We start from the raw sequence: 18,508 nt of genomic DNA on the forward strand, positions 1-18,508 counted from the left end.
TCAAGCTTCTCCTGACCCTAGGTCAGCCCAAGCTTTTCCGAATAGGCGCCTTGTGCTGATTAATGTGGCAGTCAGCAGGCGAAGCGGTAAATAGGGTCGACCCCAAGGATCGGATTCTACGATGAGCCATGTATTGCACCGTAACCTGCGCGCCACGCAACCTGTGATCGTACGCGGAGAAGGAAATTTCCTTATTGATGACAAAGGGAAGCGCTATTTGGACGCCTGTGGCGGTGCGGCTGTATCAAGCCTTGGGCATGACAATGCCGCCGTGCGCGCCGCCGTCGCCGCGCAGATGGACAAGCTCGCCTTTGCCCATACTGGCCTCTTCACCAACGCCCCGGCAGAGGCGCTGGCCGACCATCTGATCGCCCGCGCGCCTGAGGGTACAGGCGAAGGCCGGGTCATGTATCTGGGCAGCGGGTCCGAGGCGATGGAGGCGGCACTGAAGCTCGCCCGGCAGTACCATCTGGAGCGCGGCGACACGGCGCGCGCCAAGATCATCGCGCGCAAGCCCAGCTATCACGGCAATACGCTCGGCGCACTGGCGGTGGGCGGCCATGCCGGGCGCCGCAAGCCCTTTGCCCCGATGTTGATGGAGGTGGAGCATATCGACGCCGCCTATGCCTACCGTCTGCAACGCGACGGCGAGAGCGAGACGGATTTTGCGCGGCGGCTGGCGGATCAGTTGGAGGCGCGGATTGTCGAGCTGGGGCCAGAGACGGTCGCCGCCTTCGTGGCCGAGCCGGTGGTCGGCGCCTCGCTCGGCTCCCAGCCCGCGCCCGAGGGCTATTTCAAACATGTGCGCGAGATCTGCGACCGCCACGGCGTGCTCTTGATCGCCGATGAGGTGATGTGCGGCATGGGGCGCACCGGCAGCCTTTTCGCGCTGGAGCAGGAAGGCATTTGCGCCGATATCACCACCATGGCCAAGGGCCTCGGCGCGGGCTATCAGCCGATCGCGGCGGTGATGGCGCGTCAAAGCGTGATCGAGGCGATCATGGCGGGCAGCGGCAACCTGTGGAACGGGCACACCTATATGTCCCATGCGGTCGCCACGGCGGGCGCGCTGGCGGTGCTGCAAGAGGTCGAGAGCCACGATTTGCTGAGCGCGGTGCGCATCCGGGGGCAGCAGTTGGAAACCGCGCTGCGCGACCGCTTTGGCGAGCATCCTCATGTCGGTGACATTCGCGGGCGCGGGCTGTTCTGGTCCATCGAACTGGTGGCCGAGCGCGACAGCAAGACGCCCTTTGACGTCAGCCGCAACCTTGCGGGCAAGATCCAGCGCGCGGCGATGGAGGCGGGGATGATCTGCTACCCTTCGCAGGGCTGCGCCGATGGCACGGCGGGGGATCACGTTCTGCTGGCCCCGGCCTTCACCTCCCCGCCCGAGGAAATCGAGATGACGGTCGAGATGCTGGGCGCGGCGGTCGACGGGGTGATCGCGGAGGGCTGACCCCTCCGCCTGCCCATTACCGGCCTTTGATCTGGATCGAGAAGTTGCGCCGCGCTCCGGCGGGCGGGCGCGGGAAAGGGGCGGCCTTGCGGATGATGCCAAGCGCCGCCTGATCCAGCGCCGCCGACCCGGAGCTGCGGGCCACGCGGACCCCTGCCAACTGCCCGCCCCCACCGATGGAAAAGGCAATCACAGCCGTCCCGCGGGAGCGGACGCGCGGCTTGCCGACACGGGCGATGCGGCTCATCACCTTGCCGGGATAGTTGCTGGCCGCCGCATTGCCCGCAGGCGCGGCGGCACGCTGGCGGCTGCCGGATTGCGCGGCGTTGCCCGCGCGGCTGGCCGTCTGCGCGCCCTTGGTGTTGTTGCGCTTTGCATTGCCGCGCGTGGTCTGTTTGGGCTTGGGTTTCGGCTGCGGCTTGGGCTTGGCCTTCTTGGCCGCTTCGGCGGCGCGTTCGGGGTCGCGGCGCTGCGGGCGCTGCGACAGGCGCGGCGCGTCATCCTCGGCCTCGGCGGTGAGGGTTTCGACCGGCGGCACCGGGGCGGCAGGCGTGATCGTTGGCGTGGCCTCAGTCGTCTCGGGCGGGGTTTCGACCGGTGTCAGGGCGGGCAAGACCGGCGTCTCTGTCGGCGCGGCGGCGGGCGGAGCCACGGGCATGGGCTCGGCCTCAACCGTCTGCACCGGCTCTGCGACGGGCGCAGGCGTGGGGGTGAGCGTGGGCTCGGGCGCGGGGGTCGGCGGCAGGGCCTCTGCGGTTTCCACCGGTTCGGGTTCGGGGGTTGGGGTGATCTCTTCCACCGGTTCGGCATCCAATGTGCCGACCGCCATATCCTCAAACCGCGTGCCAAGCTGGGCCGCGGCGGGCGCGCCGCCGCCTGCGATCTTGGCGCTGTCGTCGATCTGGGCGAGTTGCGACACGCCCACGACGAGGCTGGCAGCGACGCCGATGGAAAGTGTTTTGACGAGACCGGAACGGGGGATCATTGCAGCGCCCTTTCGGTGACAAGCATGACGCGCGCGGCCCCTGCCCCGCGCAGCTTGCGGGTCAGTTCGACAAGGCGGCGGGCGGGCAGCGCGCGGTCGGGGAGAAGCCGCACGGTGTCGCGCTCTTCTTCGGGCAGCGCGTCGATGAAATCGGCCACGCTGGCGCGGTCTTGGCCTGCGTAGGTCATGCGGCCATCGGCATGGACCACCAGCGCATTGGGCGGGGCGCGGCCCTCAAGCTCGCGGGTTTCGACGAGGTTGAGATCGGAATCGAGCGGCTGCGACAGGGTGCCTGCGACCATGAAGAAGACCAGCATCAGAAAGACGATGTTGATCAACGCGATGGTCGGTTCGCGTTGCGGTTTGGCCTTGGCGATGGGTCGCATGATCAGCCCTCCAGAACCGAGACGCTGAGCCCCGGCAGGGCGCGCAGCGCGATGAGCAGATCGGCCAACGCCTGCGCCTCAACCTCGGCCCCGAGCGAGACCAGAAGCGGCGTGCCCTCCTCAGCCTCGGCCAAGGGGCTGGCGGTCAGCGCCTCAAGCGCCAGCGCATCGCCGTTGAGGCGCAGCCCCTCGGTGGTCAGTTGCAGGAAATAGGGTTTCGCCCCCGTCTCGGCCCCTGCCCCGGATGTCGCTGCGGCCAATTCGATCTCGGCAAATTTTGAGAAGGTCGAGGTCAGCATGAAGAACAACAACAGCAGAAAGATCACGTCGATCAGGGAGGTCATGGAGAGGCGGTTGCGCCGCCGGCGTGGCCTAGCCATGGGCTGGCCGGGGCGCGGCGGCGGCGAAGGGGGTGGCGGCAGGCGCAGCGGCGGGGGCCGCGTTCTGGCCGGGATGCAGCACGGTGAGGATCGCCTTGTCGGCGATGACGCGCTCGTTCTCCATGCGTTGCTCAAGCCAGCTGAGCACCAGCGCGGTCGGCATGGCCACGACAAGCCCCACGGCAGTGGTCAGAAGCGCCACCCAGATGCCACCGGCGAGGATCGACGGGTCCACCTGAGAGCCCGCATCCTGCAAAGCGCGGAAGGCTTCGATCATGCCCAGAACCGTGCCGAAGAGACCCAAGAGCGGGGCAAGCTGCGCCACGGAATCGAGCAGGCGGAAGCCGCGCTCCAGCTTGGCAAAACGCATCTCGGCCTCGGCCTGCAAGCGAGAGGCACCCGCCTCAGGCGCGGACATGGCCAATTCGATCACCGGGCGAGGTAGCTTTTCGACCGGCCCAGCGCCGCGCGGGCGGCGGCGGCATCGCCGCGCTCCCATGCGTTGACCGCTTCGGACAGCGCCCGGTGGCGGCCCACGGCGGCGGCGCGGAACTGCCATGTCTTATAGAGGGCGACCGCAAGGGTCAGCACGGCCACGGCCATCAGGATCACCACCACCGGGCCACCGGTTTCGGCAATGCCCCGCAGCGGGGTCAGCAGCGCGTCAAGTTGATCCATCAGCCCAGCACCTCAATCTCGGTCCGGGTCGCCGGGGCCAGCGCGTTTTCGCAGGTGCCCGCCTCGATCCCCACGCCGTCACAGCTTTGCGCGCCGTTAAAGAGGATGCGGCCAAGGTTTTCGCAGGTGGTCTGCGGCACCACGAACTGACGCACGCGCGGGCGGCCAACGGGCAGTTCGCCGAAATCGAAGAGCGTTAGCCGGTTCACGGTGCCTTCGCGGTCGAACAGCACCGTTTCATAGACCGCCTTGTCGAGCGGGGCGGAAAGCTCGTTGGTGATGAGGAAGGTCAGCTTGCAATTGGCTTCCGTGGTGTCGGCGGCGTTCAGCTCGACCTTGAGCGCGGGCGAGGCGCTGGCCGGGGTTGCGGCGGGCGTCTCAGCGGCGGCGCCTTGGGCGATGGTCAGGGACAGGGCCGCGAGGAACGCGGAACGAAAATGCGGCATGGGGGTGGCTCCCGATGGGTTTGTCTTTGATCACGGCGCAGGTCTGGGGCGCCTGCCACAGCGGGGCAGAATCGTCGCAGCACCTCTTGCGCCAAGCGGAATTTCTGCCTGCTGCCTAGCAAAACCGGGCGACGGTGACAATCCTGACTTTAATACTCGGATTATATCTGCGCAGCGCGGCCCGTTCTGCCAAGCGGGGAACAGTTGCGCCGGGCTGGGGTTGGGCTGCTGAAACCACCACGCGCGGGCGACCGCATCCGCGCAGAGAAGGAGGCCAGAATGACCGACGACAGCCAAAAGATCGCGACCATCGACCCTGCCCATAACGTGGCCCTGTTCACGCCGGACGCGAAAGCACTGGAGCAAGCGGCCTCGGCCGGGATGAAAACGGTGGTGAACTTCCGTGCCTCGGATGAGAAAGGCGGCCTCTCCCCGATGCAGAGCGGCTGGTGGCCGAGAAGCTGGGGTTGAACTACCTGCACCATCCGGTGACGCCAGACGCCCTTGGCCCCGAGACGGTGGATGAATTCCGCAAGTCACTGGACGACCTACCCCAGCCGGTGTTTCTGCACTGCGCTTCGGGCAAACGTGCGGGGGCGATGACCCTGATGGCCCTTGCGGCGGATAAGGGTTGGGACGGCGATACGGCCCTGCAGGAGGGCAAGGCCCGCGGCATCGACCTGACCGAAGAGAAGATCGGTCAGTTGGTCAAATCCTACGCGGATAGCAAAGCGTGAGAGAAGCGCCCGGTTTTGCCGGGCGTTTTACTTTTGCGCGCAGTAGAGGCCATGCAGCGTTTCCAGAACGGCCACGGCCTCCTGCCCCTTGACCCGGTAAAAGATCGTCTGCCCCGCCCGGCGGCTGTCGACCAGACCGGCGTCTTTCAACTTTTTCAACTGCTGCGACATGGTGGATTGCGACAGACCACAGGCCTGCGCCAGATCCCCGACCGAGCGTTCCCCACCGATCAGACGGCACAGGATCTGCAACCGCGCTTCTGACGCTAGCATCGTCATAAGCGCCGCAGCCCCGGCGATATCGCCATCCAGAAAGTCGTCCGTGTTTTTCATATTAGCATCATTGAATATTATGATGACGTAATATATACTGATTTACAGTCTGACACAAGCCAGCCGCTTGGCGGGCCGTAAGGAGTTGAGAGATGGAAACCGAATTCACACCATGGCTGTCGCTGGGCGGCGGCGCGATGATTGGGGTCTCGGCGGTGCTGCTGATGGCCACGAACGGGCGCATCGCGGGGATCAGCGGGCTGACCTCTCGGCTCTTCGCGCGTGACAGCGACGGCGAAGCACGGGGCGTGTCGTTTTTCTTCGTATTGGGTCTTTTGCTCGCGGCGCCGCTTTGGCTGATCACCTCGGGCGGATGGCCGCAGCAATGGGTGCCTTCGAACCCCGTCCTGATGGCGGTGGCCGGGCTGCTCGTCGGCTTTGGCGCGACCTATGGCAATGGCTGCACCTCGGGCCACGGGGTCTGCGGGATCAGCCGAGGCTCTGCGCGGTCGATCGTGGCGACAGTGACATTCATGGCGACGGCATTCGTGACCGTCTTTGTCATGCGCCATGTGATCGGAGGGTGATATGAAACAGTTCTTCGCCCTCCTCTCCGGCCTTTTGTTCGGCATCGGCCTGATCGTTTCCGGCATGGCCGACCCGGCCAAAGTGCTGAACTTCCTCGATGTTTTCGGCACATGGGATCCCAGCCTTGCCTTTGTCATGGGCGGCGCCATCGCGGTAACGGCACCGGGGTTCGCCTGGCTGTTCCGCAGCCGTCAGACCCCCTTTTTCGACCATAAATTCCGCCTTCCCACCCGCAATGATCTTGAGCCGAAACTGCTGACCGGCGCCGCGATTTTCGGCATCGGCTGGGGCTTGGGCGGCTTTTGCCCCGGCCCGGCATTGACCGCCCTGCCCATCGCGGCCAGCGGCACCTTGATCTTTGTCCCCTTCATGCTGGGCGGCATGTGGATCGCCCGGCACAGCCCTGATTTGACCTCTATAACCAAGAAAGGACCAGCCAGATGAGCGACCCTCTCAATTCACCCGTCGTGCGCCACTCCCCTTCGACCGGAGCAGGCAGCCCCGATGTCTGGGGCATCTATGAGCCTGACACCGGCTCGATCCAATACATCTGCGCCGATCCGGCAACGAAGAAGGCCGCGCTGATCGACGTGGTGTGGAACTTCGATCCGAAGAACTACAAGTTCACCACCGAAAGCATGGATCAGGTGCTTGATCTGGTGAAAGAAAACGGCCTTACCGTGGAATGGGTGCTCGACACCCACCCCCATGCGGATCACGTTATGGCCTCGGCCCAGTTGAAAGAGCGGACGGGCGCGCCCAATGCCATCGGCGCGCTGGTGCCTGAGATCGCCAAGATTTGGGCCGATCTTTACAACCTGCCCGATGCCTTTGACCCGGACCGCGATTTTGACCACCTGTTTCAGGAGGGCGAGACCTTCAAGATTGGCGAGCTTGATGCCAAGGTGATGCTGTCGCCCGGGCATACGCTGGGGTCGATCACCTATGTCTGTGGCGATGCGGCTTTTGTGCATGACACGCTGATGCAGCCCGATGCGGGCACCTCGCGGTCGGATTTCCCCGGCGGCACGACTGAAGAGTTGTGGGAGTCGATCCAAGACATCCTCGCCCTGCCCGGCGACACGCGGCTTTACATCGGCCATGACTACGGCACCGATGATCGCGATGAGCCGCAGTGGGAGGCCACGGTGGACGAGCACCGCGCCCACAACATCCACGTCAAGGATGGCACCAAGCGCGAAGATTATATCGAGCGCCGTCAGAAACGCGACGCGACCCTGTCGCTGCCCAACCGCATCCTTGCGGCATTGCAGATCAACCTGCGCGGCGGGCGGCTGCCCCCGGCGGAGGATGATGGCCATCACTACCTGAAACTGCCCGTAAACCGTTTCGACTGAGCCAACCGGGTGGCCCCTCGGGGCCGCCCCTATCTGACGGATCGCCGCCCATGCCTCTCCCTTCGCTTTCGCACTACCTGCCGATCCTCGACTGGGGACGGCGCTATGACCGTGGCCAGTTCACCGGGGATATGATCGCGGCGGTAATCGTGACGATCATGCTGATCCCGCAATCGCTGGCCTATGCTCTACTGGCGGGCATGCCGCCCGAGGCTGGCATCTACGCCTCCATCGCGCCCATCGTGCTCTACGCCATCTTCGGCACCAGCCGGGCGCTGGCGGTGGGGCCGGTGGCCGTGGTCTCGCTGATGACGGCGGCGGCGGTGGGCGAGATCGCGCAGAGCGGCACGGCGGGCTATGTCACGGCGGCGCTGACGCTGGCCTTCCTGTCGGGCGCGATGCTGCTGGCGCTTGGGCTGTTTCGGCTGGGGTTTCTGGCGAATTTTCTGTCGCACCCGGTGATCGCGGGGTTCATCACCGCCTCCGGCATCCTGATCGCCGCCAGCCAGTTGCGGCATATTCTGGGGATCGAGGCCGAGGGGCACACGCTGCCGCAGATCCTGTCCAGCCTTTGGGCGCATCTGGGGGAGGTCAATGTCATCACCCTCGGCTTGGGCGTGGCGGCGACGGGTTTCCTGTTCTGGGTCCGCGGCGGGCTGAAACCGCTGCTGCGGCGCATGGGGCTAGGGCCGCGGATGGCGGATATCGGGACCAAGACCGGGCCGGTGCTGGCGATTGTGGCGATGACGCTGGCGGTCTGGGGCTTCGATCTGGGCGCGCGGGGCGTTTCAATAGTGGGCCAAGTGCCGCAGAGCCTGCCGCCGCTCACCCTGCCCTCCTTTTCGTCCGAGCTCTTGTCGCAACTCTTCGTCCCGGCGCTGCTGATCTCCGTCATCGGCTTTGTCGAGAGCATCAGCGTGGCGCAGACCTTGGCCGCGAAGAAGCGCCAGCGGATCGACCCGGATCAGGAGTTGATCGGCCTCGGCAGCGCCAACCTTGGCGCGGCCTTTACCGGCGGCTTTCCGGTCACCGGAGGCTTCTCGCGCTCGGTGGTGAACTTCGACGCGGGCGCCGAGACCCCCGCCGCGGGCGCCTTCACTGCCGCCGGGCTGGCGCTGGCGGCGCTTTTCCTGACGCCGCTCATCCACTACCTGCCCAAGGCCACGCTGGCCGCCACGATCATCGTCGCGGTGCTGAGCCTCGTCGATTTTTCGATCCTCAAACGCGCATGGGCCTTCAGCCACGCCGATTTCGCCGCCGTCAGCGTGACGATCCTTCTGACGCTGATCTTCGGCGTCGAGGCCGGGGTGAGCGCGGGCGTCGTGACCTCGATCCTCGTGCATCTTTACAAGACCTCGCGCCCGCATATGGCCGTGGTGGGTCGGGTGCCGGGGACCGAACATTTCCGCAACGTGCTGCGTCACGAGGTCGAGACCCAGCCCCATGTGCTGAGCCTGCGGGTGGACGAGAGCCTCTATTTCCCCAACGCGCGGTTCTTGGAGGATCAACTGGCCCAATATGCCGCCGATAAGCCTGACCTGACGGATGTGGTGCTGATGTTCCCGGCGGTGAATGAAATCGACCTTTCGGCGCTGGAATCGCTTGAAGCGATCAATACCCGGCTGAAGGACGCCGACATCCGCCTGCACTTGAGCGAGGTGAAAGGCCCGGTGATGGACCGGCTGAAGCGCAGTCATTTCCTTGACGAGCTGACCGGGGAGGTCTTCCTCAGCCAGCATGAGGCGGCCTGTGCGCTGGCCGAACATCCCCGGTGACGCCGCCGAGAAAAATTCCGGGAACCGCGCGGCCCGCTGCGCGTTTGCCTGCCATGAATAAGACATTTGCCCGCGCCGCCGCCCTATCCGCCAGTATTTTCGCCACCGCTGCCAACGCCGAAGAGGTCGGCAAGGTGGATGTGGATTGGCTGGGCAATGACATCATCGTCGAAGCCGTGGCCGACCCCAAGGTGAAGGGCGTGACCTGCCATCTGGCCTTTTTCGAACGCGGGCTGATCGACCGGCTGCAAAAGGGCAATTGGTTCGAAGACCCGTCGAACTCTTCGATCTCCTGCCGCCAGACCGGCCCGATTGAGATTGGTGACATTGACCGTGGTGACGAGGGCGAAAACGTCTTTAGCGAGCGCCGCTCAATCATCTTCAAGACCTTGAAGGTCAAGCGTATTTTTGACGAAGCGAACAACACGCTGATCTACATCAGCCACAGCCAACGGGTGCAAGACGGCTCGGCCAAGACATCGATGTCGACGGTGCCCCTCTACCAGCCCGGTCAGTAGCCGAAAGCCGAGGATCGCTTAGGCAAAGCCTTGCCATTGGGGCGATCCCGCCTTGTCGGGCGACCTGCCTGCGATATGCTGCGCAAAAGGCAACAACGCAGCGACAGGCAGGTTTTATGAGACATTCACGCAGAACATTCGCATTCGGCCTTGCCGCATTGGGGCTGACCTCGGCCTGTTCGACCGGGGGCGGCACGCTGGGCCCCGCCGCGGCGGCGGGGGTGCCGGACGATCTGCGCCCGGTGCCGAACGCGGGCTATGACGCATGGGTCGGGGCTTTCAAAAACCGCGCCTCGGCGCAGGGTATTTCGGCCAGCACCTTGGCCCGCGGGTTCCGTGGCACGGGCTATCTGCCCGGCGTGGTCAAACGCGACCGCAATCAGACGGAATTCAGTCGCAGCTTGGAAGATTACCTGTCGATCGCCACCTCGGATGAGCGGGTGTCGAAGGGGCGCGCGGCCTTTGCTCGCCACCGCAGCACATTGAACGCGATTGAGGGCCGCTACGGCGTCGCGGCAGAGATCGTCGCGGCGGTCTGGGGGCTCGAGAGCTATTTCGGAGAGCGGCGCGGCAATGTGCCTGTCGTGTCGGCCACCTCGACATTGGCCTATGATGGTCGGCGCGGGCCGTTCTTTGAAAAGCAGTTGATCGCGGCGCTAAAGATCCTGCAAAACGGTGACATCACTGCCGACCGGCTGACCGGGTCTTGGGCCGGGGCCATGGGGCATACGCAGTTCATCCCCACCTCTTACCAAGCCTTCGCGGTGGATTTTACCGGCGACGGGCGGCGTGATATTTGGTCGGAAGACCCCAGCGATGCGCTGGCCTCCACCGCCGCATATCTGTCGCGCAACGGCTGGACGCGGGGGCTGAAATGGGGCGGGGAGTTGGGCAGTCTTCCTGCCAGCGCGGGGTCGGTGATCCAGCCGCAGGCGGGCGGGCCGCAGTTCGTGGTGACCAGCAACTTCCGCGCGTTGAAACGCTACAACAACTCCGACAGCTATGCGATTGGCGTGGGCCATCTGGCGGATCGGATCGCGGGCGGCGGGCCGCTGCGCGGCAGCTTCCCACCCGACGCCAATGGGCTGACCAAGGACGACCGCATCGCGCTACAGCAACGGCTGACCGCGCGGGGCTTCGATACCGATGGCGCGGATGGGGTGATCGGGCCGAACAGCCGCAAGGCGATCAGCGCCTATCAATCCAGCGTCGGCCTGCCCGCGACGGGTGAGCCTTCGGTCGAGTTGCTGCGCCGGTTGCAGTAACCGGGCCTAGCCCAGGCTGATCCCGGCTCGGTCGAGCATCCCTGCCACCTCAGCAAAAGAGGATTGCGGCGGGGTATGTTCGGCCTTGCGCTGGCTCAGGAAGGCTTCGCAAGGTCCGGCAAAAGCGATGGCGCGGTCCAACTCAGGGTTGCTGCCGGCGCGGTAGGCCCCGATGCGGATCAATTCCTCCATATCCGCGTGGGCGGCGAGCGCCTTATGGGCGACGGTGAGCAGCGTATATTCCACATAACTGTGGCAATCCGGCAACGTCCGAGAGACGCTCGCCAGCAGGTCAATCGCCGGGTAGCGGCCCTTTTCGGCGATCTTGCGGTCAAGCACGATATGCCCATCGGTGATCCCGCGCACGGCATCGGCGATGGGGTCGTTCATATCATCGCCATCCACCAAAACGGTGAAAATCGCGGTGATATCCCCCTTGCCCACCGGCCCCGGCCCTGCACGTTCCAGCATCTGTGGAAGCTCGGAGAAAACCGTCGGCGGATAGCCCTTGGCGGTGGGCGGTTCGCGCGAGGCGAGGCCGATTTCGCGCTGCGCCATGGCGAAACGGGTGACACTGTCCATCAGCAAAAGCACATGCTGGCCCTGATCGCGGAAATGTTCGGCCACGGCCATGGCGGTCCAAGCGGCTTGGCGGCGGGTGAGCGGCGGCTCGTCCCCGGTGGCGACGACGAGAACCGCCTTCTCCATCCCCTCGGGGCCGAGGTCGGAGGCGATGAAATCCTGCACCTCGCGTCCGCGTTCGCCGACCAGTGCCATGACCACCACATCGCAGTCGGTATAGCGGGCCAGCATGGCCATCAGCGTCGATTTACCCACACCAGAGCCCGCAAAAATGCCCAAGCGCTGGCCCTGACAAAGCGGCGTGAAAACATCCAGCGCGCGGACATGGGTCGCGAGTTTCGGGCCGATGCGCTTGCGGTCGAAAGCCCCCGGCGGGGCGGCGCGCAGCGGGCGGGGGTCGTTGCCCTCGGGCAGATGCCCTTTTCCGTCGAGCGGCGTGGCCGAGGCGCTGATCACCCGGCCCTTCCAGCTTTCATCGGGGCGGATCACATCGCGGCCAATCGCGACCTCGACCCGGTCGCCCGCCGCCACCCCGCGCCATGAGCCGAAGGGGAGCAATTCGGTGCCGTGACTGCCCAGCCCCACCACCTCGGCATGGACCGGCCCGTCGGAGCCATGCACGATGCAGCGCTCGCCGATGCCCAAGACCCGCTCCAACCCCACGGCGGTTAGGGTGATGCCGGTGATCGCGCGCACTTCGCCGGTGATCTCGGCCTCGCCTGCCTCGCGGGCGAAACTGGTCAGCTCGGAAAAGAGTGTCTGCATGGATAAATTTCCTCTAGGAGCGCGGGGCAATATTTACTATACAAGGATTAAACAGGCTATAGGCAAAAAAATGAACTTGTCTAATCTTTCTATTCTTGGACTCGCGTCGGACCGGATGCAGTGGCTTTCGGCCCGGCAGAAGGTTGTTTCTGAAAACGTCGCCAATGCCTCGACCCCGAACTACAAGGCGCGCGACGTATCGTCCTTTGAATCGATGCTCAGCGGAGAGTTGTCGCGCGATACCGGGCTGGTGACCACACATGACAAACACTTCACCGGTGTCGCCCATGGCACGCCCGGCGTGCGCGAAGTGACGGATGGCCACGCCAAGGGCACCACTTTGGATGGCAATACCGTGAACCTTGAAGAACAGGCCGTGAAGGCCGCCGAGATCGGCGATCACTACAGGTTGGCCGCACAGCTTTACCGCAAAAGCTATGACATGCTGACCATGGCCGTCACCGGAAACAGGTAAGGAAAGCCCATGGATCCGCTTCAGTCCATCGCCAAAATCGCCGCCAGCGGGATGACCGCGCAGACCGCGCGTTTGCGGGTGATCTCGGAAAACGTGGCCAATGCCGATTCAACGGGCACCACGCCCGGCGCCGATCCGTTCCGGCGCAAGACCATCAGTTTCTCAGAGTTGATCGACCGCAATGGCGGCGGCTCCTTGGTGGAGGTCGACCGTATCGGGCGCGACCAATCCCCCTTTCGCCGCGATTATGACCCGGCGCATCCTGCGGCGGATGAAACCGGCTATGTCAAACGCCCCAATGTCGATCCGATCATCGAGATGGCCAACATGCGCGAAGCCTCGCGCAACTACGAGGCCAATATGAACATGTTCGAGTCAGGCCGCCGGATGCGCGGTCAGATGCTCGACCTGCTGAAGTGAGGCTGACCTGAGATGAGCGATCCCGCCTCCCTGATCTCGACCGCCGCGGTTCGCGGTGCCTATCGCACCTCGCAATCGCTGACGGCGCAAAAGGGCGAAGCCATCGCCGAAGAGGCAGGCGCCAGCGCCAATAGTTTCACCAATATGGTGCAGCAAGCCTCGGAAAGCGCGCTGGAAACGGTGCGCGAGGGCGAAGCCGTGGCCCAAGCCGGGCTGCGCGGTGAGGCGGATACCCAGCAGGTGGTCGAAGCCATGCTGGCGATGGAATCCACCGTCAAAGTGGCCGTGTCTGTGCGCGACCGCTTTGTCGAAGCCTATCAGGAAATTCTGCGGATGCCGATCTAGGCCATGACCGAAACCCAGACCTATGACATCATCTCTGCTACCGTCTGGGCCGTGCTTCTGGCCTCGGGTCCGGTGTTGGGGGTGGCGCTGGCAATTGGTCTGGTGATCGCGTTCTTCCAAGCGCTCACGCAGATTCAGGAAATGACGCTGACCTTCGTGCCCAAGATCGTGATGATCTTTGTCACCCTACTGGCGGCGACGCCATTTATGTATGCCACGCTGAAGAACCTGTCGGATACGATTTTCGACCTCGTGCAGAACGGTGGGCTGTGAGGGTGTTTTGGCATATGGCCCGCGCGGCACTTTTGGGCGCCGCGCTCGCCTCCCCCACCCTCGCGCAAGGCTGGGGGTCTTTCTATGAGCCGTCGCGCAAGGACAAGGTGACGCAGACCGCGCGCACGCTTGCCGCCAAGGGCGGGCCAGAGGGGGTCTGCATCCGCGAGATCCTCGCCGCCCAAACCCGGCATGGCATCCCCGACAATCTGCTGCTGGCCATCGGCCTGCAAGAGGCGGGCACCCGCCGCAACGGGCATTTCACGGTCTGGCCCTATGCGGTCAACGCCGCGGGCGAAGGGCGGCTGTTCGACAGCCGCACTGCCGCGCTGGATTGGATTGCAGAGCGGCAGGCGAGCGGCATCCGCTCTATCGACGTGGGCTGTATGCAGATCAACTTGCGCTGGCACCCGGATGCCTTTGACAGCCCCGCCCAAGGGTTCGATCCGCGGGTGAATGTGGATTACGCGGCGCGCTTTCTCAAGCGGTTGCACCGGCGCACAGGCAGTTGGCTACAGGCGGCGGGGTCGTATCATTCCTTTGAGCCGGAATACCGCGACACCTACCTCGACCGGCTGCAAAAGAACATTTCCGCCGCCAATGCGCGGCTGCCGGAGTTTCAGGCGCTGGCCAGTGCCAGCCCGGCGGCGGCCCCTGCCCGCCCGCGCAAAACGGCGCGGCGCGAGGCGGGCCGCTATGACAGGCTGACGGCCAAGGCTACATGGGGCGCACAGATCGGCGGGGCGGCGAACGCGCGGCGCTCGCTTTACTCGGCGCATGAGATGCAGCCGGTCCTGCCGCAGTTTACCACCGTCCCGGCGGAGGATGCGGGATGAGCGCGAAACCCAATACCCTTCTGCCGCAACTCAGCATGTTTGGCGCCAATAAGGACGTGAGCTTTGCCGTTGGCATGGCGTTGGTGCTGGCGGTGCTGTTCCTGCCGCTGCCGCCGATCCTGCTGGATTTCGGGCTGGCGCTGTCGCTGTCGCTCTCGGTGCTGATCTTCATGGTGGCGCTTTGGATCCCCTCCCCCTTGCAGTTCAACTCTTTCCCGACGCTGCTGCTCGTCACCACCATGCTAAGGCTGTCGCTCAACGTGGCCTCGACCCGGCTGATCCTCAGCGAAGGCCATGCGGGGATGCATGCGGCGGGGATGTGATTCAAGGGTTCTCCAAGTTCATCGTGGCGGGGAATTTCGTCATCGGCGTGGTGATCTTTGCCATCCTCGTGATCATCAACTTCGTCGTGATTACAAAGGGGTCGACCCGCATCGCCGAGGTCGCCGCGCGGTTCTCGCTGGATGCGATGCCGGGCAAGCAGATGGCGATCGACGCCGATATGGGCGCGGGGCTGATCGACGAGGATGAGGCCCGCCGCCGCCGCAAGGAGCTTGAGGACGAAAGCGCTTTCTTCGGCGCGATGGACGGTGCCTCGAAATTCGTGCGCGGTGATGCGGTCGCGGGGCTGATCATCACGCTGATCAATGTGATCGGCGGCATCCTCATCGGCGTTGTGCAGCGCGGCATGGGCGTGGGCGATGCCTTCAACGTCTTTACCTCGCTAACCATCGGCGACGGGCTGGTGAGCCAAATTCCGGCGCTTGTCGTCTCGCTCGCCGCCGGTCTGATCGTGACCAAGGGCGGCACGCGGGGGGCGGCCAATGAGGCGGTGTTCGATCAGCTTTCAAACTTCCCCAAGGCGCTTTACATGGCGGCTCTGCTGCTGTTCGGCATCGGTCTTTTGCCCGGCTTCCCGCTGCTGGTCTTTGCCCTTCTGGCCGCGGCCATGGTGGGCTTGGGGCTGGTGATCCAGCGCGGCGCGGCAGAGGCGGCAGAGGCCAAGGCGAAGGCCGATGCCGAGGCGCAGAAAAAGCAGGAGATGCCGGAGGTCGACAACAATCCGATGCATCTGGATGAGCTGCGGCTGGTGCTGGGCGAAGGGTTGGTGGCGCTGGCCAACCGCCCCGACGCGGTACTGCCGAGCAAGATCAAATCCCTGCGCAAGCATTTTGCCGAGGAATTCGGCTTTCCCATGCCCTCGGTGCGGATCAAGGATGACGTGAGCCTGCCGATCAACAGCTACGCCTTCCAAATCCACGGCGTCGACGCGGCCAAGGGTGACATCCGCGCCAATCAGATGATGGTCATCAACCCCGAAGGCGCGCCGCTGCAACTGCCGGGTGAGGCCACGCGCGAGCCGACCTTTGGGCTGGATGCGCTTTGGGTCGACAGCAAGGTCGCCGATCAGGCCGAGGCGCAGGGCTATACGGTGGTGGACCCGGAAAGCGTGATCACCACCCATCTGACCGAAGTCGTCAAAGAGAACATGTCGGAACTGCTGACCTATGGCGCAGCGAAGGAGGCGATCGAGGGGTTGGACCGGAACTATCAAAAGCTGGTCAACGATCTGCCTGTCCCCTCCCCCGCGATTCTGGTGCAGCAGGTCTTGCAGGAACTGCTGCTTGAACGCGTCTCGATCCGCAATCTGCCGCTGATCGTCGAGGCGATGGCCGAGGCGACGCGCCAGACCTCCAAGCCCGCGCTGGTGCTGGAGAATGTGCGCCGCCGCCTGTCGAGCCAGATTTGCCAAGGGCTGGCCGATGGGCAGGGCTTCGTGCCGGTCATCACCCTATCGCCCTCATGGGAGGCGGAGTTCATCGAGGCGGTCAAGATCGTGGGCGAGGACCGCACCTTTGTCATGTCGCCCAAACGGGTGCAGGAATTCGTGCTGCAAGCGCGCCAGCAGATCCAGCGCTTCGCCTCAGAGGACAGTTGGCCCGCGCTGATGGTCAACCCCGAGGCGCGGTCCTATGTGCGCTCCATGCTGGAACGGGTCAGCCCGATGACGCCGGTGATCTCCAACGCCGAGATCCATCGCAAGGTATCCCTGCGGACCGTCGCCACCATCGGGGGCTAGGGATGGACCTCTCGGCCCTCCTGACCGATGCCCTGATGGGGTATTTCGTCGTTTTTGCCCGGATCGGCAGCGCGCTTGTGTTCATGCCGGGGTTCGGGGAGACCTCGGTGCCGATGCGGCATCGGTTGTTCTTTGGTCTGATCCTGAGCGCCGCGCTCTATCCCGTGACCGGCCTCGGCCCCGTCGCCGAGGATCGCCCCGGTGCCCTGTTGTTGATCTTTGGCTCTGAGATCACCGTGGGGCTTTGGATCGGGCTGGTCGCGCGCACGCTGCTTTCGGCGCTGCAATTCGCGGGCTATCAGATGGCACTGATGTCGGGGCTGGCCAACGCTTTGGCCCCGAACATCGGCGCCTTCGAGGGGGCGACCTCTATGGCGGCGATGCTGCTGATCGGGGCCACGGCGCTGATCTTCATCACCGACCTGCACCACCTCATCATTGAATCGCTGCTGATGTCCTATCAGGTCTTCGTGCCCGGCACCTTTATGCTGGCCGATCTGACCGACCAATTCGCGCGGGCGACGCAGGTGAGCCTCTACCTCGGCCTGTCAATCGCAGCCCCCTTCTATGTCGCCGGTCTGGTGCTGAACGTCGGGATGGGGCTGGCCAACCGCATGATGGCGAGCCTTCAGGTCTTCTTTATCGCCCAGCCCCTGCTGATCGCCGCCGGGCTGGCCTTGATGGTGCTGGCGGTTCCGACCATGATGCGCGGGTTTCTTGAGCCTTTCGCGAATTGGCTCACCACCTACGGATTCTAGCCCATGTCGGAAGAGGACAAGAGCAGTAAGACCGAAGAGCCGACGGAGAAAAAGCTCCGAGACGCGCGCAAGAAAGGCGACGTGCCGCAATCGCGTGAGACCGGCACGGCGATGCTGGTCTTTGCCCTGCTGATGATCCTGATCTTCGTGCTGCCCGCCTCGATCGACGGTATCGTGGCGGCGCTGCAAAGCCCCCTTTTGGGGGCGGGTGTCACCGCCATCGGCACCGGCGGCACTGGTGTTGCAGAAGCGGGCCAGGTGTTGAAATCGCTCGGCTTTACGCTGGGGCTGGCGATGATGCCGGTGGTGGGGATCATGGTGCTGGCAGCCCTTTTCGGCGTGTTAATCCAAGGCGAGACTGTCGTCTCGGCCGAGCGGATCAAACCGAAGTTCTCCAAGCTGAACCCGCTGTCGGGGTTCAAACGGCTGTTCTCGGCCGAGGCTTTTGTCGAATTTGCCAAGAATACGGCCAAGGTGCTGGTGATCGGTTTCATCACCGTCTGGGCCGTGCGTGACATCGCGCAGTCACTGGGCCAGACGCAGGCTTTCATCCCCGAGACGCTGCTGCAAGCGACCCTGCAAAAGGTGCGCTGGATTTTTCTGGTCACCACCGTGCTTCTGGTGCCCATCGCCATCGCCGACATCATCTGGAAGCGGGCGCAGTGGAAAAAGAAACAGATGATGAGCCTCAAGGAAATCCGCGACGAGCATAAGGACAGCGAGGGTGATCCGCAGATCAAGGGCCGCCGCGCCGAATTGCGCCGCGCCCGCGCCCGTCAGCGCATCGCGCAGGCCATCCCCAATGCCAGCGTGATCCTGACCAACCCGACCCATTACGCCGTGGCGCTGAAATATGAACAGGGCGTCGATGATGTGCCGGTCTGCGTGGCCAAAGGGGCCGATGTCATGGCCCACCGCATCCGCGAGTTGGCCAAGGAACACGACATTCCGATGATCGAGAACCGTCCGTTGGCCCGCGCCCTCCACGCGGCGGTAGAGGTCGACGACCACATTCCGATGGAACATTGGCAAGCCGTGGCCGAGATCATCGGCTTTGTCATGGACCTGCGCCGCAACGTGCGCCGCAAGCCCCCTGCGGGGTCGTCGATCCGCGAAGAGTGATGCGCGT

At 64.5% G+C, this 18,508-nt stretch carries 24 protein-coding genes and 1 pseudogene; 18 read left to right on the forward strand and 7 right to left on the reverse strand.

Features of this window, described 5'->3' with window-relative positions:
* The first annotated feature begins 121 nt into the window (after positions 1-121).
* Positions 122-1,456: an aspartate aminotransferase family protein gene (locus CUR85_RS03520; RefSeq protein ID WP_067262143.1), complete on the forward strand. Its 1,335-nt coding sequence runs from the start codon at positions 122-124 to the stop codon at positions 1,454-1,456.
* Between the two features lie 16 nt (positions 1,457-1,472).
* On the opposite strand, the gene tolA is transcribed toward CUR85_RS03520, so the two are convergent.
* The 5 genes and pseudogenes from tolA to CUR85_RS03545 all read right to left on the reverse strand — a co-directional run bounded on the left by tolA (position 1,473) and on the right by CUR85_RS03545 (position 4,331).
* Positions 1,473-2,441: a cell envelope integrity protein TolA gene (gene tolA / locus CUR85_RS03525; protein WP_136720411.1), complete on the reverse strand. Its 969-nt coding sequence runs from the start codon at positions 2,439-2,441 to the stop codon at positions 1,473-1,475.
* Positions 2,438-2,827, reverse strand: a complete 390-nt coding sequence (locus CUR85_RS03530) for an ExbD/TolR family protein (RefSeq protein ID WP_067264882.1) — start codon at positions 2,825-2,827, stop codon at positions 2,438-2,440. Before CUR85_RS03530 ends, tolA begins: the two co-directional genes overlap by 4 nt.
* Positions 2,828-2,829: 2 nt before the next feature.
* Positions 2,830-3,171 carry a biopolymer transporter ExbD gene (locus tag CUR85_RS03535; protein WP_067264880.1) on the reverse strand — a complete coding sequence of 114 codons (342 nt, stop codon included), beginning with the start codon at positions 3,169-3,171 and terminating at the stop codon, positions 2,830-2,832.
* Positions 3,172-3,199: 28 nt separating this feature from the next.
* Positions 3,200-3,885 (reverse strand): annotated as a pseudogene (locus CUR85_RS03540) (MotA/TolQ/ExbB proton channel family protein).
* Complete coding sequence (locus CUR85_RS03545) at positions 3,885-4,331, reverse strand: hypothetical protein (protein WP_136720410.1); 447 nt, start codon at positions 4,329-4,331, stop codon at positions 3,885-3,887. The pseudogene CUR85_RS03540 and the gene CUR85_RS03545 overlap by 1 nt, the downstream one beginning before the upstream one ends.
* A gap of 279 nt (positions 4,332-4,610) precedes the next feature.
* Here CUR85_RS03545 and CUR85_RS03550 point away from each other — a divergent pair, with 279 nt between their 5' ends.
* Both CUR85_RS03550 and CUR85_RS03555 read left to right on the forward strand, forming a co-directional pair.
* Positions 4,611-4,802 carry a hypothetical protein gene (locus CUR85_RS03550; RefSeq protein ID WP_280321728.1) on the forward strand — a complete coding sequence of 64 codons (192 nt, stop codon included), beginning with the start codon at positions 4,611-4,613 and terminating at the stop codon, positions 4,800-4,802.
* Positions 4,781-5,068, forward strand: a complete 288-nt coding sequence (locus CUR85_RS03555; protein WP_280321730.1) for a protein tyrosine phosphatase family protein — start codon at positions 4,781-4,783, stop codon at positions 5,066-5,068. The genes CUR85_RS03550 and CUR85_RS03555 overlap by 22 nt, the downstream gene beginning before the upstream one ends.
* Positions 5,069-5,095: 27 nt before the next feature.
* On the opposite strand, the gene CUR85_RS03560 is transcribed toward CUR85_RS03555, so the two are convergent.
* Positions 5,096-5,401, reverse strand: coding sequence for an ArsR/SmtB family transcription factor (locus CUR85_RS03560; RefSeq protein WP_067261016.1), 306 nt, complete (start codon positions 5,399-5,401; stop codon positions 5,096-5,098).
* A gap of 92 nt (positions 5,402-5,493) precedes the next feature.
* Here CUR85_RS03560 and CUR85_RS03565 point away from each other — a divergent pair, with 92 nt between their 5' ends.
* From CUR85_RS03565 to CUR85_RS03590, 6 genes are all read left to right on the forward strand, one after another.
* On the forward strand, positions 5,494-5,928 hold the full coding sequence (locus CUR85_RS03565) for a YeeE/YedE family protein (protein ID WP_067261018.1): 435 nt from the start codon (positions 5,494-5,496) through the stop codon (positions 5,926-5,928).
* A 1-nt stretch (position 5,929) separates the two neighbouring features.
* Positions 5,930-6,373 (forward strand): YeeE/YedE family protein, encoded by a 444-nt coding sequence (locus CUR85_RS03570; protein WP_067261020.1) that lies wholly within the window; start codon positions 5,930-5,932, stop codon positions 6,371-6,373.
* Complete coding sequence (locus CUR85_RS03575; RefSeq protein ID WP_067261021.1) at positions 6,370-7,287, forward strand: MBL fold metallo-hydrolase; 918 nt, start codon at positions 6,370-6,372, stop codon at positions 7,285-7,287. Before CUR85_RS03570 ends, CUR85_RS03575 begins: the two co-directional genes overlap by 4 nt.
* Positions 7,288-7,337: 50 nt before the next feature.
* Positions 7,338-9,062, forward strand: a complete 1,725-nt coding sequence (locus CUR85_RS03580; RefSeq protein ID WP_067261023.1) for a SulP family inorganic anion transporter — start codon at positions 7,338-7,340, stop codon at positions 9,060-9,062.
* A 53-nt stretch (positions 9,063-9,115) separates the two neighbouring features.
* Positions 9,116-9,580: a CreA family protein gene (locus CUR85_RS03585; protein WP_067261025.1), complete on the forward strand. Its 465-nt coding sequence runs from the start codon at positions 9,116-9,118 to the stop codon at positions 9,578-9,580.
* Between the two features lie 116 nt (positions 9,581-9,696).
* Entirely contained in the window at positions 9,697-10,845 is a 1,149-nt protein-coding gene (locus tag CUR85_RS03590; RefSeq protein ID WP_067261026.1) for a lytic murein transglycosylase, read from the forward strand.
* 6 nt (positions 10,846-10,851) lie between these two features.
* On the opposite strand, the gene CUR85_RS03595 is transcribed toward CUR85_RS03590, so the two are convergent.
* Positions 10,852-12,192: a FliI/YscN family ATPase gene (locus CUR85_RS03595; protein ID WP_280321740.1), complete on the reverse strand. Its 1,341-nt coding sequence runs from the start codon at positions 12,190-12,192 to the stop codon at positions 10,852-10,854.
* Positions 12,193-12,262: 70 nt separating this feature from the next.
* On the opposite strand from CUR85_RS03595, the gene flgB reads away from it, so the two are divergent.
* The 9 genes from flgB to flhB are packed head-to-tail and all read left to right on the forward strand — an operon-like array spanning position 12,263 to position 18,501.
* Positions 12,263-12,667, forward strand: coding sequence for a flagellar basal body rod protein FlgB (gene flgB / locus CUR85_RS03600; RefSeq protein WP_067261029.1), 405 nt, complete (start codon positions 12,263-12,265; stop codon positions 12,665-12,667).
* Positions 12,668-12,676: 9 nt separating this feature from the next.
* Positions 12,677-13,087: a flagellar basal body rod protein FlgC gene (gene flgC, locus CUR85_RS03605; protein WP_067261031.1), complete on the forward strand. Its 411-nt coding sequence runs from the start codon at positions 12,677-12,679 to the stop codon at positions 13,085-13,087.
* Between the two features lie 12 nt (positions 13,088-13,099).
* The gene (gene fliE, locus CUR85_RS03610) at positions 13,100-13,432 is read left to right on the forward strand and encodes a flagellar hook-basal body complex protein FliE (RefSeq protein WP_067261033.1); all 333 of its coding nucleotides are present in this window, start codon (positions 13,100-13,102) and stop codon (positions 13,430-13,432) included.
* A 3-nt stretch (positions 13,433-13,435) separates the two neighbouring features.
* Entirely contained in the window at positions 13,436-13,705 is a 270-nt protein-coding gene (gene fliQ / locus CUR85_RS03615; protein ID WP_067261035.1) for a flagellar biosynthesis protein FliQ, read from the forward strand.
* Between the two features lie 14 nt (positions 13,706-13,719).
* On the forward strand, positions 13,720-14,541 hold the full coding sequence (locus CUR85_RS03620) for a lytic transglycosylase domain-containing protein (protein WP_231886261.1): 822 nt from the start codon (positions 13,720-13,722) through the stop codon (positions 14,539-14,541).
* The gene (locus CUR85_RS20045; protein WP_343245402.1) at positions 14,538-14,864 is read left to right on the forward strand and encodes an FHIPEP family type III secretion protein; all 327 of its coding nucleotides are present in this window, start codon (positions 14,538-14,540) and stop codon (positions 14,862-14,864) included. The genes CUR85_RS03620 and CUR85_RS20045 overlap by 4 nt, the downstream gene beginning before the upstream one ends.
* Complete coding sequence (locus CUR85_RS03625; protein ID WP_343245403.1) at positions 14,861-16,621, forward strand: flagellar biosynthesis protein FlhA; 1,761 nt, start codon at positions 14,861-14,863, stop codon at positions 16,619-16,621. Before CUR85_RS20045 ends, CUR85_RS03625 begins: the two co-directional genes overlap by 4 nt.
* Before the next feature lie 2 nt (positions 16,622-16,623).
* Positions 16,624-17,379, forward strand: a complete 756-nt coding sequence (locus CUR85_RS03630; RefSeq protein WP_067261040.1) for a flagellar biosynthetic protein FliR — start codon at positions 16,624-16,626, stop codon at positions 17,377-17,379.
* 3 nt (positions 17,380-17,382) lie between these two features.
* Complete coding sequence (gene flhB, locus CUR85_RS03635; protein ID WP_067261042.1) at positions 17,383-18,501, forward strand: flagellar biosynthesis protein FlhB; 1,119 nt, start codon at positions 17,383-17,385, stop codon at positions 18,499-18,501.
* The last annotated feature ends 7 nt before the right edge of the window (positions 18,502-18,508 follow it).

The sequence above is a fragment of the Sulfitobacter faviae genome, from assembly GCF_029870955.1.
Taxonomy (GTDB): domain Bacteria; phylum Pseudomonadota; class Alphaproteobacteria; order Rhodobacterales; family Rhodobacteraceae; genus Sulfitobacter; species Sulfitobacter faviae.